The organism is Flavilitoribacter nigricans DSM 23189 = NBRC 102662, assembly GCF_002646595.1.
Lineage (GTDB): Bacteria > Bacteroidota > Bacteroidia > Chitinophagales > Saprospiraceae > Flavilitoribacter > Flavilitoribacter nigricans.
Window position 1 is genome coordinate 305,513 of sequence record NZ_PDUD01000021.1, and the last position, 17,353, is coordinate 322,865.

12 protein-coding genes are annotated in these 17,353 nt (G+C 51.8%); 10 read left to right on the plus strand and 2 right to left on the minus strand.

The genetic code is table 11. The annotated features are described in order from the left end of the window. Nucleotides 1-93 precede the first annotated feature (93 nt). Nucleotides 94-5,403, plus strand: coding sequence for a gliding motility-associated C-terminal domain-containing protein (locus tag CRP01_RS16550; RefSeq protein ID WP_099151178.1), 5,310 nt, complete (start codon nt 94-96; stop codon nt 5,401-5,403). Nucleotides 5,404-5,471: 68 nt separating this feature from the next. Here the strand turns inward: CRP01_RS16550 and CRP01_RS16555 are convergent, their stop codons facing one another. After that, on the minus strand, nt 5,472-5,804 hold the full coding sequence (locus CRP01_RS16555) for a hypothetical protein (protein ID WP_143473416.1): 333 nt from the start codon (nt 5,802-5,804) through the stop codon (nt 5,472-5,474). A 282-nt stretch (nt 5,805-6,086) separates the two neighbouring features. Here CRP01_RS16555 and CRP01_RS16560 point away from each other — a divergent pair, with 282 nt between their 5' ends. The 5 genes from CRP01_RS16560 to CRP01_RS16580 all read left to right on the plus strand — a co-directional run bounded on the left by CRP01_RS16560 (nt 6,087) and on the right by CRP01_RS16580 (nt 10,306). After that, entirely contained in the window at nt 6,087-6,977 is an 891-nt protein-coding gene (locus CRP01_RS16560; RefSeq protein ID WP_099151180.1) for a DUF4846 domain-containing protein, read from the plus strand. A gap of 144 nt (nt 6,978-7,121) precedes the next feature. Next, nucleotides 7,122-7,724 carry a DNA-3-methyladenine glycosylase family protein gene (locus CRP01_RS16565; RefSeq protein WP_099151217.1) on the plus strand — a complete coding sequence of 201 codons (603 nt, stop codon included), beginning with the start codon at nt 7,122-7,124 and terminating at the stop codon, nt 7,722-7,724. A gap of 400 nt (nt 7,725-8,124) precedes the next feature. Continuing rightward, entirely contained in the window at nt 8,125-9,060 is a 936-nt protein-coding gene (locus tag CRP01_RS16570; protein WP_099151181.1) for a succinylglutamate desuccinylase/aspartoacylase family protein, read from the plus strand. Nucleotides 9,061-9,144: 84 nt separating this feature from the next. Then, nucleotides 9,145-9,687 carry a TetR/AcrR family transcriptional regulator gene (locus CRP01_RS16575; RefSeq protein ID WP_170110403.1) on the plus strand — a complete coding sequence of 181 codons (543 nt, stop codon included), beginning with the start codon at nt 9,145-9,147 and terminating at the stop codon, nt 9,685-9,687. Between the two features lie 73 nt (nt 9,688-9,760). Beyond that, nucleotides 9,761-10,306: a DUF2867 domain-containing protein gene (locus tag CRP01_RS16580; protein WP_099151183.1), complete on the plus strand. Its 546-nt coding sequence runs from the start codon at nt 9,761-9,763 to the stop codon at nt 10,304-10,306. A 53-nt stretch (nt 10,307-10,359) separates the two neighbouring features. Here CRP01_RS16580 and CRP01_RS16585 read toward each other — a convergent pair whose 3' ends face one another. Then, a complete protein-coding gene (locus tag CRP01_RS16585) occupies nt 10,360-11,778 on the minus strand; it encodes an MBL fold metallo-hydrolase RNA specificity domain-containing protein (RefSeq protein ID WP_099151184.1) in 1,419 nt (472 codons plus the stop codon). A gap of 197 nt (nt 11,779-11,975) precedes the next feature. Here CRP01_RS16585 and CRP01_RS16590 point away from each other — a divergent pair, with 197 nt between their 5' ends. The 4 genes from CRP01_RS16590 (at nt 11,976) to CRP01_RS16605 (ending at nt 17,334) form a co-directional block, all read left to right on the plus strand. Continuing rightward, on the plus strand, nt 11,976-12,560 hold the full coding sequence (locus CRP01_RS16590) for an RNA polymerase sigma factor (RefSeq protein WP_099151185.1): 585 nt from the start codon (nt 11,976-11,978) through the stop codon (nt 12,558-12,560). A 33-nt stretch (nt 12,561-12,593) separates the two neighbouring features. Next, nucleotides 12,594-13,616: a hypothetical protein gene (locus tag CRP01_RS16595; RefSeq protein WP_099151186.1), complete on the plus strand. Its 1,023-nt coding sequence runs from the start codon at nt 12,594-12,596 to the stop codon at nt 13,614-13,616. A gap of 313 nt (nt 13,617-13,929) precedes the next feature. Then, entirely contained in the window at nt 13,930-14,388 is a 459-nt protein-coding gene (locus CRP01_RS16600; protein WP_099151187.1) for a hypothetical protein, read from the plus strand. 84 nt (nt 14,389-14,472) lie between these two features. Continuing rightward, nucleotides 14,473-17,334, plus strand: coding sequence for a TonB-dependent receptor (locus CRP01_RS16605; RefSeq protein WP_099151188.1), 2,862 nt, complete (start codon nt 14,473-14,475; stop codon nt 17,332-17,334). Nucleotides 17,335-17,353 lie beyond the last annotated feature (19 nt).

Below are 17,353 nucleotides of genomic sequence, written 5' to 3' on the forward strand. Positions count from 1 at the left end.
CATTACGAAGTATTAACTACCGTTTCCTCGTAATTTACTACCTTCGCATCGCTAATATCCAAAAACTATCTACTACATCAATTTCCCCTCCATATGATGCTCAAGACGACCTTAAGTGCATCTCTGGCTTTTCTGTTGTGCACATCCCTCATTGCAGCTGATTATTACTGGGTGGGTGGTTCCGGCGACTGGTCGGATATCAGCCACTGGGCAACCACCTCGGGTGGGTCCACCTTTCACAATCAGGCTCCAACTTCCGACGATAATGTTTTTTTCGACGGCAATTCCTTTAATGGTAATGGTCAAACGGTAACGGTTAATACCGACATCGTTTTTTGTCGAAATATGAACTGGACCGGCGCCTCGGGTAATCCGGTCTTTGTCGGCTCACCCCAGCAGGTGCTAAGCGTATACGGTTCCATTATTTTGAATGCCAATATGGACTTCAATTTTCCGGGAGAAATACGCATGTCATCCCTGGAACCGGGGCAATCCATTACCACCAACGGCCATCAACTGGGAAAAACACTCACCTTCGAAGGTGTAGGAGGAGAGTGGGAGTTGCAGGATCCGCTGAATGTGGATAGCCTCATCAACCTGCGCAATGGCGTAGTGCGTACCAACGGCGTAGCCATTACTACCGCTTATCTTGACCTGCAGTCGCCCACAACGGCCACGCTGGAAATGGGCAGTTCCAAAGTCACGGTTACCGGTCTTAATTACAGTATACGCAACCAACCGGTCCCTGCTATCAGGATCCATACCAATAATCTGGTGCTCAATATGGCCAATACGGAGATCGAACTGACCAACGGTCGCGGTGGCGTGACCATATCGGGCAACCAGCCCGTTAACATCGGGAGTTTGGTGTTCAGTGCTTCCGAAGGAACTGCCAAAGTCGAGATCGGGAGCAATACCTCCCTGAATACAGACCGGCTTCGGTTCGGCAATTCGGCGGTGATTACCGGTCAGGTGAACACCGGGGCCCTGGCCCTGGCCGCCGGCAAAGCTTATACTTTTGATAGTGATATTACTTACAATATCGGGAGTCTGTCGGCACCCGGCCAGTGTGAAGCGCCTATCCAGATCTTCGGATCCATTTCGGGTACGCCCGCTTTCTTTTCTTCGGCCAGCGGACCAATCCAGGTGGCCTATGCTTCCATCAAAGATATTCACGGTATCGGTGGCGCCAATTTTACGGCGAATAACAGTGCCGATCTCGGTAATAATGATGGCTGGACGATCAACGCCAGCAGTCAGAACGAACTGTACTGGGTAGGCGGTACCGGCGATTGGGACGATTCTGCCCACTGGTCCTTCACCAGCGGAGGAGCGGGAGGAGCCTGTGTGCCTACCGGAGCGGATAATGTATTTTTTGATGCAAATTCCTTTGGCGCCGCGGGCGAAGTCGTGACCATTAATGTGGAGAATGCGCTTTGCCGCAACATGGACTGGTCCGGAGCCAGCGGCATGCCGGTATTTGCCGGGAATAAAGCCAATAGTCTCCGCATCTACGGATCGTTGCGTTTTATTCCGAATATGATGCTGGATTTTGAAGGAAGTGTTTATTTCGAATCCTCTACCGCCGGCAATACGATTACCACCGGTAATCTGCTGTTCAACCAAAACGTATTTTTCAACGGCAGAGGCGGGGCCTGGAGTTTGAACGATACCCTCCAGGTGGACCGCAATATCCAGCTGATCAGCGGGTTTTTGACGACCAATAATCAGACCGTAGTTTGCGAAAAATTTCTTTCTACGAGTACCTTCGATCGGCAGTTACTGTTGGGCGAATCGCACATCATTATGCGGCAGATCAACCTGTCCAGCGGAGGAGCCCGTACCTGTGAGTTCTGGCTGCAGTCGGACAATCTGGTTTTCGATGCAGGTACTTCCTGGATCGATTTTACCCAGTTCGGATATCTGCGGACGGACGGTAGCGGTACGGTGAACTACTACGAAGTAACCTTCAACTGGTACGGCACCACGCGCAATGATACGCAGGCGACCGTCTATGTGCACAATATGACCTTCTTCCAGGACGGCGCCTTTCTGGACCGTTTCACGGTGGGAACCCTGAACCTGACGCCGGGCTTTGAATATTTTCTGGCCAGTTGGGAAACTTTTACATTCAATAATATCAATGCGGTTGGATCCTGTGATTCCCTGATCTATATCCACTCAATGAACGACAACCAGGAGGCCTTCATCGATAGCCCGAAAGACCAGATCCTGGAATATGTTATCCTCCGGGATGTGCATAATATCAGTGGAGATAATTTCACGGCCAATAACTCCGTCGATCTGGATAACAACATGAACTGGCAGATCAATGATCTGGCGGCCCGTACCCTCTATTGGGTAGGTGGTGACGGCGACTGGTCGGATCAGGCCCACTGGTCACTCAGTTCTGGGGGCTCGGGTGGGGAGTGTATCCCCACTCCCATCGACGATGTATTTTTTGATGAAAACTCTTTCAGCGCGCCCGGCCAACTGGTGAATGACATTATGCCAAAGCACTATTGCCACAACCTAACCTGGCAAAACATCACCACCACACCCCGGCTGGAACTGCTGGATCTGTACATTTTCGGTTCTCTGGAATTCGCGGATGATATGGAAGTCTACGTTTTCAATACCCGTTTTGCGGGAGATGAGGCCGGCCATACGATCAATACGCGGGCGCACGAACTGGTGTATGCCTACATCGCCGGTGAGGGAGACTGGATGCTGCAGGACAGCTTTCTTGCCTATTCGGTAGGCCTGGAACACGGCGGCTGGAATACCAATGGCTATGCCGTCAATCTGGAATATTTCTATGCTTTTCAGGAAGAATTACCCAAACATCTGAAGCTGGGGGGCTCGCACATCACTGTGACCGCCGAGCAACCTTCGTTTCCCTGGTCGGTGTCCGGTAATATCACCCTGGAAGCAGACAGTTCACTGATCGAGCTGACCAGTAATTCCGCTACTTTTTACAACCGGGTACTCAACGGAGGGGAGCTGGTATATAATGAAGTGCTCTTTTCGGCGAAAGCCGGGCGATCCGTCGTCAATTCCGGTAACGGGACCAGCATCCGGGCCAACCACATGCAATTCAATAACAACGGGGTGATTTACGGCTCCAATACCTTCGATACTTTGATCTTTGCTCCGGGCAAAGCCTACCAGTTGCAGGCATTGCAAACCCAGACGATCGTAGATCACTGGCAGATCATCGGAAATAACTGCGTACCGATCCAGCTCTCGTCTACTGAGCCGGGGATTAAATCCACTGCTTTTATGGCCAGCGGCCGGGTAAACGGAGATTTTATCCAGATGAGCGATCAGGAGGCTACGGGCGGTGCCGAATTCTATGCCGGTACGCACAGTACCAACGTCGGGAACAGCAATACCGGCTGGATATTCGATAGTGCGGAAGATTTTGTTGAAACGGGTTTTCTCGGTAAGGACGTGATCCTCTGTAATGACAATACCATCGTGCTGGACGCAGACAATAAAGGTCCGGATGAAACTTACGCCTGGCAGGACGGCAGCACTGAATCCACCTTTACCGTGCCCGGTGCCGGTACTTACTGGGCGGAAGTGAGTTTTACCAATAACTGTACGATACGGGATTCGATCCAGATCATCCCCCAGGATGATTTTATGGCCAATGTCGGCAATGATACCACCTTGTGTACCGGTGCCGACCTGTTGCTGGATGCAACCTTCGATGCGCTGGGCGTCACTTATCTCTGGCACGACGGATCAACTATGCCTACCTTCCTGGTAGACAGCCCGGGAGAATATAAGGTGGAACTGGAACTGAGCGGCTGTACGGTGCGAGATTCCATGGAGGTGACCTATTTTGATCCTCCGGTGCTCGATGTGGCCGAAGACCAGACCCTGTGTTTCGGGACCACGCTGGCTCTGGACGCCAATATTACCGATGCCGTCACCTATACCTGGCAGGACGGCACGGACGGTGCGGTCTACAACGTGGCCACGCCGGGCACTTACTGGGTGGATGTCGACTTTGCCCACTGCGTGCGCCGGGATAGTGTGTTGATCGATTATTACCCCGAGGTGATTGTGGATATCGGATCCGATACCACACTTTGCGAAAATGAGACACTGTTGGTGGATGCCGCCCAGCCGGATGCGGTCTACGCCTGGCAGGACGGTAGTACGGCCGCTTCCTTTACCGTTAGCGAACCCGCCATCTATTGGGTAGATGTTTCGATAAACGGCTGTACGGAGCGCGATAGCCTGGAAGCTTTTTATACCCCTCTACCCGTATTTGACCTGGGGCCCGATCTGCGGCCCTGTGAGGATGATCTGCCGCAGCTAAGTACCAGTGTCGCCGGAGCTACCTACGCCTGGCAGGACGGCAGTACGCAAGCGGATTTCACGGTGAGTTCGGATGGTATCTACTGGCTGGACGTAACCAAAGACGGCTGCTCGGACCGTGATTCGGTGATCGTGGAATACATCATCTTACCGGACATGGTACTCGGGGAAGACCGGACCCTTTGTGAAGGAGAACAGGTGGATTATGATGTCTCATTCCCGGGAGCCAGATACAGCTGGCAGGACGGATCAACCAATCCCCTGTACACCATTACAACCAGCGGCGATTATACTGTAGCCATTTCGGTAGAGCAGTGCAATGTGGAGGACGAAGTCAGTATTCTGTTCAACCCGACACCAACTTTTACCCTGCCGGAGGATACGCTGCTTTGCCAGGGTGACAACCTGAACCTGCGCATCAATACGTTTGCTGACGAATACCGCTGGTCGGACGGTTCTTCGGCGAGTAGTCTGACGGTATCCTATCCCGGGGGCACGATCTGGGGCGAAACGGAACTCGACGGTTGTACTTTCCGGGATGAGATCGTGGTCGCCTACCAGGAACCACCCCAGGTGGATCTCGGTCGGGATACCCTCATTTGTGAAGACTTCAGTGTTATGCTATCGGCCGGAGTAGTGGCGGAAAGTTATCTGTGGCAGGATGGCTCCACGTCCAGAAGTATCGAATCCAGCGGGTCCGGCCTGTACTCCGTTGAGGTTGTCGATGGCCCCTGCATGGTTACGGATTCGGTTTTTGTTGGTACCCGTCCCTGCGTGTACTTTGAAGTTTTTGTACCTAATGCTTTCTCTCCGAACGGGGATGGGATCAATGATGTTTTGCGCCCGATGATCTCCTCTCAGGTGCAGATCTCGAAATACAATTTTAAAGTGTATGATCGTTGGGGAACGGAGGTATTTACCAGCGCCAATCTGGATGACGGCTGGGACGGCATGCTGAAATCGCTACCTCTGCCGATGGGCGTCTATATCTATTTCGTCGAATTCGATTACATGGACGACCGGGGAGGAGGTTCGGATCTGATCACCGGAGATGTGATGTTGATAAGGTGACGGTCTGAAACGGACAGAATAAAGAATTGGAAAGGTCAGGTTATTGGATAGCTGACCTTTCCAATTTTCTATTCAGGCGGAACGATCCGGTACCGGATCTCCCGTTCCAGGGCCATACCGTTGGTGAAATAACCGAAGGTATCCCGGTACACTTTCCCATTTTGCACATTGCGGTAAATAATTGAGTAGGCCCCGTCGGCGACTTGCCGGCTAAGGTCGGCAGTGTAAACTACCGAATCACCCGGCTGTAATTCTACCATTAAGCCCGCGGTATTGGGGTGGACGCTTAAGGAATCTATCGCAAAACCGCTCTGATTCTCTATCAAGATATTAACCCGGTCGGAATGGCCACAGGCGAATAAGCTGGTCAGGATAAGCAGCAAGCAGCAGAGTGATCTCATTGGATTTTTTTATAAGGTTAACCAATTTTATTCTTGGATTCCGTTCTCTGAAATTGATAAATCAAAATTCTTGTTGAGGGTACTTTTCCTCCAAAGGCTTAGCTCGGGCGATTTCATGCCCTATTTGAAAGTGTCGGTAGAATGCAAAAAGGCCCCAGCGGGCTGAATGATCCTGATATATTTGCCGGCCTCAAACCGCGCAGCTTACCGGATAGAGGTGCAATAAGTAGAAAGCAACGGCAGTTTAATAAAAAAAGTTAACCCCAATCAACCGAAACCCAAATGATAAGAGCCCTCAGTTTTTTGCTGCTGATAGCAGCCTGTAGTCCGTCTATTGACGAGCTGTCTTCTCTTGGAAGTTTCCCGTTCGAGATCAGTAAGCTGCTTACCCTTAGCGAATCGCCGGCCCGCGATACCGCCGTTCTGGACCCACTGGGCGAAACGTCTGCGGACCGTTTCCAGCCACCATCCGGATTTCAGCGGGTTACTTACCCGGCCGGCACCTTCGGACACTACCTCCAGCATTTTCCACTACAAGCACACGGAAGAGCGGTTTATCTTTTCGACGGCCGTCTCAAAAACCGGCAGGATGTACACGCCGCTGTGCTGGACATCGATGTAGGCAAGCGGGACCTCCAGCAGTGTGCGGATGCCGTAATGCGATTGCGAGCCGAATATCTGTGGCAGGGAAAGCGCTTTGATGCCATTCATTTCAATTTCACCAACGGTTTTGCCGCGCCCTACAGCCGGTGGCGATCGGGGGAACGCATCCGGGTGACGGGAAATGAAGTAAGCTGGGTAAGGAGTAGCCGCAATTCGGAAACTTACGCTTCCTTTCGCTCCTACCTGACTATGATCTTTGCGTTTTCCGGCACCTTGTCGCTGAGTCGAGACCTGAAGCCGAAACCCTTGCGGGAGATCGAAGCGGGAGATGTATTCATTGAGGGAGGTAGTCCCGGACACGCGGTACTGGTAATGGACAAGGCCGTACATCCGGAAACCGGTGAAATACTGGTACTGTTGGCCCAGAGTTATATGCCTGCTCAGGATATTCATATCCTCAGGAATTTCCGGGACGATGCGATGAGTCCCTGGTACTCGCTGGAAGACTTCTCCGATAAGGTCCGTACTCCCGAATGGCACTTCAGCCCGTCGGATCTGAAAGCGTTTTAGCCCGCCCGGATGGGCAAATGCTCCCTGTTATCCCATGCCTGTTTTCCCGAACTTCCGTTTTTCCAGCCGGGAAAGTTCTGGGTAAATTGCTACCTTAAGCGGCAGCTAGCCGAGAGGCAAATTTCACCCAACGACTATAGCAAAATGAAACAGGAGATCATCCAACACCTCAGCCTGGATCCAAAACTCGGGTCCATCATCGCCACGACCAAAGTCGACTGGCCCGATGTCGGAGATGACATCTATTACAACCTGATCCGGGCGATCGTTTTTCAGCAATTATCGGGAAAAGCGGCGTCCACTATTCACGGACGTTTTATCGGCCTTTTTCCCGAAGCCTACCCTTATCCGGAGCCACTGCTGGCGCTGGATCTGCCCGACCTTCGGGCCGTAGGATTGTCGCGACAGAAAGCTACCTATATTCAAAATGTAGCCGAATTCTTTCAGCAGGAAAACCTGATCGGAAAGGATCTGGCGGATATGGATGACGAAGCGGTGATCCAGTACCTGACCCAGATCAAGGGCGTGGGCCGCTGGACGGTCGAAATGTTGCTCATGTTTACGCTCAACCGGCCTGATGTACTTCCACTGGACGATCTGGGCATTCAGCAGGCGATCCAATTATTATACGGATTTGAGGAAAAGGGTAGGGGACTGAAGCAGCGGATGATGGAAATCGCCGAACCCTGGCGCCCTTATCGCACTTACGCCAGCATGTTCTTGTGGCGGTGGAAGGATGGGAATTGACGATCCTTAACCGGAGTAGAGATACTGACCAAATTCAGCCTCCCGGATAAATCCTAAACAGGGTCTGAATTGTTAACACTGATGCAGGGAAAATTATCTGCCCGGGTGTCGTCGATCCACGATCCGAACCGGGCGGCCCGGATAGGGCTGTTCCGTTCTCAAATTATTGAATATAAAAAATGGCAATTTCAATGGCAATAGCAATTTCAATAACTCAAAATCAGGCGAAAAGGTCAAAATCGGAGCAGAAAGCTGCCTTTTGCTTGCTATTGCTATTGTGTTTGACATTGTAATTGAAAAATTCGCATTGTGTTTTTATAGAACTGAACAGCCCTGGGGTGGCCCGGGGTACGGAAGCACGGACTGTTCGCTTGATCCCCGAAAAATAAGCATTTGGTATATGGAGCGGATTATAGGAAAATTCACCGGACCGGAACGCGGTCCATTATTGATATGTCTGGGAGGGATGCACGGCAACGAACCCGCCGGCATCCTGGCGATGGAAAACCTTTTTCAAATGTTGGCGGTGGAACCGGAAGTCAACCCGGATTTCCACTTTTGCGGTCGTATCATCGGTCTGCGTGGTAACCTGCAGGCGTTGGCGGCCCAACAGCGCTACCTGGAGAAGGACCTGAATCGTCAGTTTACGCTCGCCAATGTAAAAAGAGTTAGATCCACTCCCGAAAGCCAGCTGGCAGCGGAAGACCTGGAACTTCGACAGTTACTGGATATCGTACAACGGGAGATCGAAGAATACGCTCCGGAATGCCTTTATTTTCTGGATCTGCATACCACTACCGCCGAGGGGGGGATATTCGCCATTACTACCGATGATAAAACGAGCATCCGGATCGGAGTGGAACTCCACGCACCCGTGATCACGGGCATGTTGAAGGGATTGAAGGGTACCACGCTGCACTATTTCAATACCCAAAATCTGGGCGTGCCTACAGTCGCCATTACTTTTGAAGCGGGGCAGCACGATGATCCGTTATCCGTCAACCGGACGATAGCGGCTATCGTTAACTGCCTGCGCACAGTCGGCTGTGTCAAAGCGGAACACGTCGAGAACCGGCACGATCAGTTGCTGCAGGATTACGCGCGTTATCTGCCGAAGGTAGCGCACCTCATCAAAGCCCACCGGATCCAGCCCGATGACGGATTCACCATGTTGCCGGGTTATCAGAATTTTCAAAAAGTGAAAAAAGGGGAGACCCTGGCCTACGATCACAAGGGGCCGATCCACGCGGATGTCGATGCGCACGTGTTGATGCCCCATTATCAGCAGAAAGGGGAGGACGGTTTTTTCCTGGTGAAAGAGGTAAAGCGGGTATAAAACATACCATACAGTATTGTTTGGTAATGTAATAATCCATATCTTTGGATTATTCGTTACACCCTCCATATCCATTACCGAACTGTGGCGCGATTAAGTAAAGAAGACTGGTTAGATGAAGGCTTTAAACTGCTGTCCGAGTTTGCGCAGAACAAACTCCGCATTGCCTTCCTGTGTGAGCGCCTGGGAGTGACCCGCGGTTCATTTTATCACCATTTTGACAGTATAGACAATTACGTAGAGGAATTGATGCGAGCCTGGGAAAAGCAGAATACCCTGGATGCCATTGCTGCGGCAGAAGCCGGCATTTCTCCAATGGAACGTATGGAACTGCTCAACCGAAAGGTAGTCCAGTCCAACCAGAAGATTGAAGCGGCTATCCGGTCCTGGAGTTTCTATCAGGACGTTGTAAAACTGCACCTCACGCTTGTGGACGACATCCGCCTGGAATTTCTGGTCCGGATCTTTCGGGATATGGGCATGGAACAGAGCCTGGCCGAAAAACAGGCTAAGCTGGATTACGCCGTACTGATCGGAATGCAGCAACTGTATCCCGATATTTCCGCCCGGGAGATGGAAGAGTTATGGGAAGTCTACCGGCCGGACTGGAGTCGGGACAAGGCTTGACCAAAGGGTAGGAGAGGATAAAATTTTTTTGCCTTTAAAACATACCATACTATATGGTATAAAACTATAAAATATGAAAGCTTACACCCAGCCCATTCCGGAAGGCAGTCTCATCGAAACTGCTTTGGAACGTATCGATTACCAGGATTCCTTTGGCATCCAAACCAGTGCTCAGGTAGACGTAGTGCAATTGCCTCCTTTATTTTTCAAGCTGTTTCCGACCTGGTTCATGGGACTGATGTATTTGCGGGAAGCCATTGCCGGTCTGATCGGATTGAAGACCGGTCGGGGAATAGACGTTCGGGCACAGTTGCGGGATTTCACCGGAACTATTGGCGAGTCCATTGCGCTGTTCCAGGTAATGGGACGTAGTGAGGAAGAGATCCTGACCGGCGAAAATGATCGCCATCTCGATTTCAGGTTGTCCTTTTTTGCACGCCCGTGCGAGCATGGTACCGAATTGATCTTGTCTACTAGCGTGCAGTACAATGGCTGGCTGGGCCGTGCCTATTTTTTGCCGGTAAAACCGGTCCACCGACTGATCGTCCCTATAATTCTGAAGCGTATGGCGCGATATCTGGAGCGGAATGCGACCATGTTTCCTTCCGGAGCCCAGTGAGTCCAGAAAAAAGGATTTGTCGGTGATAGTAATTTTGATCGCTAGAGGGCAGTTCAATCCAATTTAATACTCTCTCCCAGCTGAGGGATTTGCACGTCACCGAAGCCGTTCTCATTCAGCATATCCCGGAATTTCTCCTGCCGTTCGATAGTACCGTGCACCAGGAAAAGCGTCTTGAGTTTGCCTTTCTGGTGTTCGACAAAATCGAGCAGCTCGTTGCGGTCCGCGTGGGCCGAGAAAGAATCCATGATCTCAATGCGGGCCCGGACGGGTTTCATTTCCCCAAAGAGGCGGATTTCTTCGGCGCCGGAACGCAATTTGCCACCCGGAGTTTCCGGAGAGCAATAGCCCACGATGAGTAGGGTGTTCTTATCTTGATCGATGCTGTTGAAGAGGTGATGCTTGACCCGACCGGCATTCATCATACCCGAAGAACTGATAATGATACAGGGTTCGGTGCGGTTGTTGAGTGATTTGGAAACCTCCACTTTTCGCACGTAGGTAAGGCTGTTAAAGCCAAAAGGGTTATCATCGATCAGCAGATATTCGTGCAGCTGCTTGTCGTAGCATTCCGGATGGGTACCGAAGATCATAGTGGCGTTGACGGCCAGCGGGCTATCTACGTAGACCGGGATCTTGGGTAATTTACCGGCCGTTTCGAGCTGGTCCAGCATGTACACGATCTCCTGCGTACGCCCCACACTAAAGGCGGGAATGATCAGTTTACCCTTGCGTTCGACACAGGTCTCCTTGATGATGCGCAGGAAGTGATCCATTTCGGCCGGTGGCGCTTCGTGGTCCTTACCGCCGTAGGTCGATTCACATATGAGGTAGTCTACTTCCGGCATGCGTTGCGGATCGCGCAGGATGGGTCGGTTGGGCCGGCCGACATCGCCGGTAAACCCAAACATTTTAGTCTCCCCGTTCTCCCGGATCCGCAGGGTGACACTGGCACTGCCCAGAATGTGTCCGGCATCCTTAAACAGCACTTCAACGTCTTCATTGATCCGGAACCACTGATTGTAGGGATAGCCCACAAAACGATCCATGGTGACTTCTACATCATCTTTGGTATACAATGGCTCCCGGTACGAGACATCCTTACCTTTCTTGCGCTTTTTGGGCAGGATCCGGGTATTGTAGAATTCCGCATCCTTTTCCTGAATGTGGGCGCTGTCCAGCAGCATGATCGCACAGAGACTGCGGGTAGCGTGGGTGGAGATGATATTGCCTTTGAAACCGTCCTTGACTATTTTGGGCAGGCGACCGCTGTGGTCGATGTGCGCGTGGGAAAGGACGAGGCAGTCGATCTCAGCGGGATCGAACAGCCAATTCTCATTAAAGGATTTATAATCCGAACTGTGGCCCTGGTAAAGACCGCAATCCAGTAGTATTTTATAACCGTTGTCTAGGGTGAGTAAGTGCGCGCTTCCGGTAACTTCTCTCGCTGCTCCACAAAATTTTATCTTCATGTCGTTTTTTTGGCATTTTTACATCAAGGCGGGGAAAAGATAATAACTTAGCGGTATAAACCAGCGTTTTCTCGGGATTTGTTTGATTTGGTAGCCGGCATTCCGCAGCCCGTTACCCGACCGCCGCAGCGATGGGAACCACACCCCGTCGATCGATGGCCTTGACGCATGTAACGTTTTATTTTAACCAGGGATTAATGAGCAAACGATACCAGGAAGATGAGCAGTTACTGCTCCGGATCCGGGAGGGGGACAGATCTTTTTTGAATAGCCTTTTCCAGGAGTACTGGCCCTCTTTTCTAGCTTTTCTGACCAAGTCGTTCGGCATGTCCGAAGACGAGGTGAGGGAGATCTATGTCCGAACGTTCACCACTTTCTTTTACAACATTAAGGACGGCAAATTGTGCCCGCCCTTACAAAGTCGCCTGAAAACCTATTTGTTCGGTATTGGGAAGAACTACGCACTGAAGCAATACGGAAGCGTATACCGGGAACGGATGACCCATACGGACGAAATGGAAACGGTGATCCAGGTCTTTCAGCAGCCGGACGTAGTTGATTACTACGAATACAGCTGGCAACGTCAGCTGGTCCAAAAGTTGCTGGATCGCATCGGTGAACCCTGCCGGGAATTGCTGCTTTTGAGTTTCGTGCGGGAATTTGCCGACGATGCGATCATGTCCGAACTGGATATTCCGAGTACGGTGGCCGTGCGGCAGCGCCGGTTCCGATGCCTGGAAAAGCTAAGAGAAATGGTGAAAAGTGACCCTGATAATCGTTAATAGCAACTATTTACCGAAAATGAAAACGAAGCCATGCAACAGGCAGAATTAATCATCGCATATTTAAAAGGGGAGCTGCAGGGGGAGCAGCGACAGGAGTTCGAGCAGCGTCTCAGCGCGGAGCCCGATCTCAGATCCGCCGTCCGGGATTACCGGATCATCCTGGAGGGATTCAAAGGCCTGCGCCACGAATCTACCCTGCAGGAAATTAGCGGCTGGCCGCTGGAAGCGACCCCGGATGACCAGGAACTGTTGCTGATGGCCTACGTGGAAGGAACCTTGGATACGGATGCCCGCGAAGCTTTCGAGCGCACAATGGACCGGGATCCCGATCTGCGCCAACGTGTGGAAACCCAAATGGCGATCAGCCAGGGATTCAAGGGGCTGCAACACGAAGCATTCGCCCGGGAAGTAAAAGGCTGGGCCGAAGCTCTGCCCGGAGCCGAGACCCCAAAAGAAACGAAGGTGGTCCCTCTGAAGCGAAAAAGCAACACCTGGCGGTACGCCGCTGCCGCCGCCGTGCTGCTGCTGATAGTTGCGGCTTTCTGGCTGATCAATGTACCGGGAGGAGAAGACTTTTCCTACTCGGCCTTCCGTCAGGAAAACTATATTCCACCCGTCGATCTGACGGATCGCGGTAATGGCGAAGAAGTGCTGGCTGCGGCCGCCCGGGATTTTAATCAGGGGAATTACGCCGCATCCGTGGAAAAACTCCGCACCATCACATCCGAAGATTCCCTGTACGTGACCGCCAGATACTGGATGGGGCACGGCTTTTACCAATTGGGACAATACGATCAGGCCGTAGCGGCTTTCGGGCAAAGTCTGGAACCAACCGCCGGTATCACCTATGATCTCCGCAATTTCAGCCGGGATAATGCAGCCTGGACGCGTATCCTCGCCCAGATCGCCCGGGTAGACGGGGAGGAGGATCCGGGATTGCGCCGGGAACTGGAAAATTTTCTGACGGACTTTTTGGAAAATGCCGATCGCTCGGACACCTACTACAATAAAGCACTGGAACTGCAGCGCAATCTCGCGAATGATGATCAATGAAATGGGTCGTTTCCGGACCTCCAAACAGTCTTAATTTGCTTAATCCGCCCTACCTTTAGTTGCGGTGAGCCGAAATCAAAATACCCGCCTGCCGCCATCCCGGCTTTGGGAGGGGTAGACTATTTCTTCGTACGCCGGGCTGCTATTGCCTGGCCTCTCCCCATTTATCTTCCTTTCGGAATTTGCTGTCCCGCACTGGTTTCCCGGCATTGAAAAAAATTAGCATGGCCGGGAAAAAAATCCGCTTACAGATTGTCTAAGGAAAGAATCGACAGAAACTATTTATCTATAGTCTCAAAAAACAATCTGTAAAATGAAAAAGACACTGCAATTATTCTTTTCTCTGGCCATCCTGAGCTTAGCTTCACTTACTACATACGCACAGGGAGGTCCCGGCGGAGGTCGCATGGGCGGCCGCGGCATGATGGATCCCGAGCAGCGCGTGGAGCGTCAGGCAACCATGATGCAGGACAGCCTGGAACTGACGGATGAACTGACCGCCGAGGTGAAAGAAGTACTTTCTGTTTACGCCAAAAAGATGCAGGAAGCACGCGCCGAAGCCAATGGCGACTGGGGCAGCATGCGTACCACCATGCAAACCCTTCGGGAAGAGCAGAACCAGGAACTGGAAGCTGTACTCGGAGAAGAAAAATGGACGCAATGGGAAGCCATTAGTGCCGAAATGATGCAACGTCGTCAGGAAATGCGCGGGGAACGCCGCGGCGAACAGGGTAAGAAAAAGGGAAAGAAAAAAGATACCCGTACGGAATAAAACGATCCCATCCATATTGCCCGTTACCGACACACTTACCGGTAGCGGGCAATTGTCACTCACTACATCGATTAACCAACGCTTATGAAAAACCTTTTCCTGTTACTAGCCTTACTCCTCTCTGTTCCGCTGGCCGCGCAACAATCCGTGATCTTTGGTAAGATCTTCGACGATACGGAAAGTCCCTTGCCCGGGGCCTACGTGAGCATCAGTCAGAACGACACGGAGATCAAAGCGGAAGTCTCCGATGCGGACGGCCGCTTCCGGATCGAGGAAGTGCCCGTCGGTACCTATCTGCTGCGGGTAAAATATCTGGGTTTTAAAGACCTGGAGCAAGAGGTTCAACTGACCGAAAAACCCCTTTACCTGCGTTCGCTGCAGCTGGAAACTAATGCACTGGCCCTGGACGAGGTAGAAGTGGTGGGCGACGTCGTGCGGGCCGTACAAAAGGGCGACACCACGGAGATCAATGCGGATGCCTACAAAGTAATGTCGGACGCCAATGCCGAGGATCTGATCAAGAAGATGCCGACGGTGGTTATCAACAACGGAAAGGTACAGGCACAGGGAGAAGATGTTAAGGAGATCCTGGTAGACGGTAAACCCTTCTTCGGGAATGACCCTACGGCAGCTCTGAAGAACCTGCCGGCGGAAGTGATCCAAAAGATCCAGGTGTACGATCAGCAGAGTGACCAGTCTCAATTTACGGGCTTTGACGACGGCAATACCAGCAAGACGATCAACATCATTACCCGGCCGGGGATGAATGCCGGCCAGTTTGGTAAGATCTACGCTGGCTACGGACCGGATAACTACTACAAGTCCGGCCTGAGCGGAAATATTTTCGACGGCGATCGCCGCATCTCCATCATCGGATTAAGCAACAACATCAATGAGCAAAACTTCTCCGCTGAAGACCTGGTCGGCGTACTGGGCGGCGGCGGTGGTCGCGGTGGTTTCCGTGGCGGTGGCGGCCGGGGTGGTCGCGGCGGCGGTAGCCGTGGCGGCGGCGGATCTGCCGGAGATTTCCTGGTAGACCAGCAGGGAGGGATTGCAAAGACCCATTCCCTGGGCATCAACTATTCGGACGAGTGGGGTAAGAAATTCGATATTTCCGGTAGCTATTTCATCAATCACAGCAATAACGATTCGGATGAATTCCTGAACCGGGAATACTTTGAGAACCGGGGGATCAATCAATTCTACAGCGAGGAAAACTACAGCAACACCAAAAATACCAACCACCGGATGAATTTCCGGATTGAGTACGAGATCGATTCTGTCAACTCCATTATCATGCGGCCCCGCCTGAGTATCCAGCAAAACGTGGGTACTTCGGAAACCTTCGGACAGACCCTGATGGGCAATGATCTGCTGAACCAGACGGACAATTTCTTCCGCTCGGACCTGACGGGACTCAGTTTCAACAATAACCTGCTGTTTCGCCACCGTTTTGCCAAGCCTCGCCGGACCTTCTCCGTGAATGTCTCCGGGGGCTATGCTCCCAAGGAAGGGGAGAGCCTGTTGCAATCGGAAAACCTGTATTTCGGCGATCAGCCGACCACCGAGATGCTGGACCAGAAATCACTTCTGGAAAATAACAACTGGAACCTCTCCACGAGCCTGAATTATACCGAGCCCATCGGAAAAGCCGCCATGTTGATGATGGACTACCAATACAGCTTCCGGCAGGACGAGTCGGACAAGCAGGTACTGGATTTCACCGAAGCTACGGGGGATTACGACCAACTAAATGAACCCCTGACGAATATTTTCTCCAATGACTATGTCACCCATCAGGTCGGTGGAGCGTACAATTACCGGAAAGGAAGGGATTTCATGGTCATGGCCCGGGCTACCCTGCAATTTGCCAGCCTGATCAACGAGGAGACTTTCCCGGATATGGCGACTTACCGGCAGAATTTCACAAACATCCTGCCGTTTGCCATGATCCGCTATGGTTTCTCCCGAAATTCCAATTTGCGACTGTTCTATCGTTCCAGCACGGATCTGCCGTCGATCGATCAATTGCAGGATGTGATCGACAATACGAATCCATTGCAGCTGACGACCGGTAACCCGAATCTGACCCAGGCTTTCCAGCACAGTGTATCTCTGCGTTATTCCAATACCATACCGGAAACTTCCAAGGTGTTCTTTGCTTACATCAGCGCCGGCTTTACGGACAATTATATCGCCAGAAGCACTTACCTGGCCGATAGCGATCATCCGATCTTTGCCGACCTGAACGTGCAGCCGGGAGCGCAGTTGACGATCCCGACCAACCTGGACGGTTACTGGAACGTGCGGTCTTTCCTGACTTACGGTATGCCGCTGCGCTTTATCAAATCGAACCTGAACCTGAACGTATCCGGCTCTTATTCTCAGATACCGGGCCGGATCAACGACGAGGTCAATTATTCCAAGACCCGGTCGTTGGGCTTGGGAGCAGTATTGAGCAGCAACATCAGTGAAAAACTGGACTTTACACTGGCGGTGCGTCCGTCCATGAATCAAACTACCAACACCTTGCAGTCGGGCGTAGACAATGAGTACTACAGCCAGAATTCCAGCTTCCAGCTGGGGTGGGTATTCGGAAAGGGTTTTGTAGTGAGAAGTAATATTGCCCACCAGTTCTACGACGGACTTTCCGAAGGTTTCGATCAGAACTACTGGCTCTGGAGCGGAAGCATCGGTAAAAAGATCCTGAAGAATGATCTAGGTGAGATCTCTATTTCGATGTTCGATATTCTGGGACAAAATCAGAGTATCCAGCGGAATGTCACCGAGATCTATCTGGAAGACGTGCAAACGCAAACCTTGCAGCGATACATCATGCTGAATTTCATCTACCAGTTCCGCAACTTCGGTGCGGCCGGTCAACTAAGTGCACCGGACCAGCGCCGCGGACGCTGGGGAGACGGTCCGCCGCCGAACAGATTTTAAAAATTGAACTCAGTCAGGG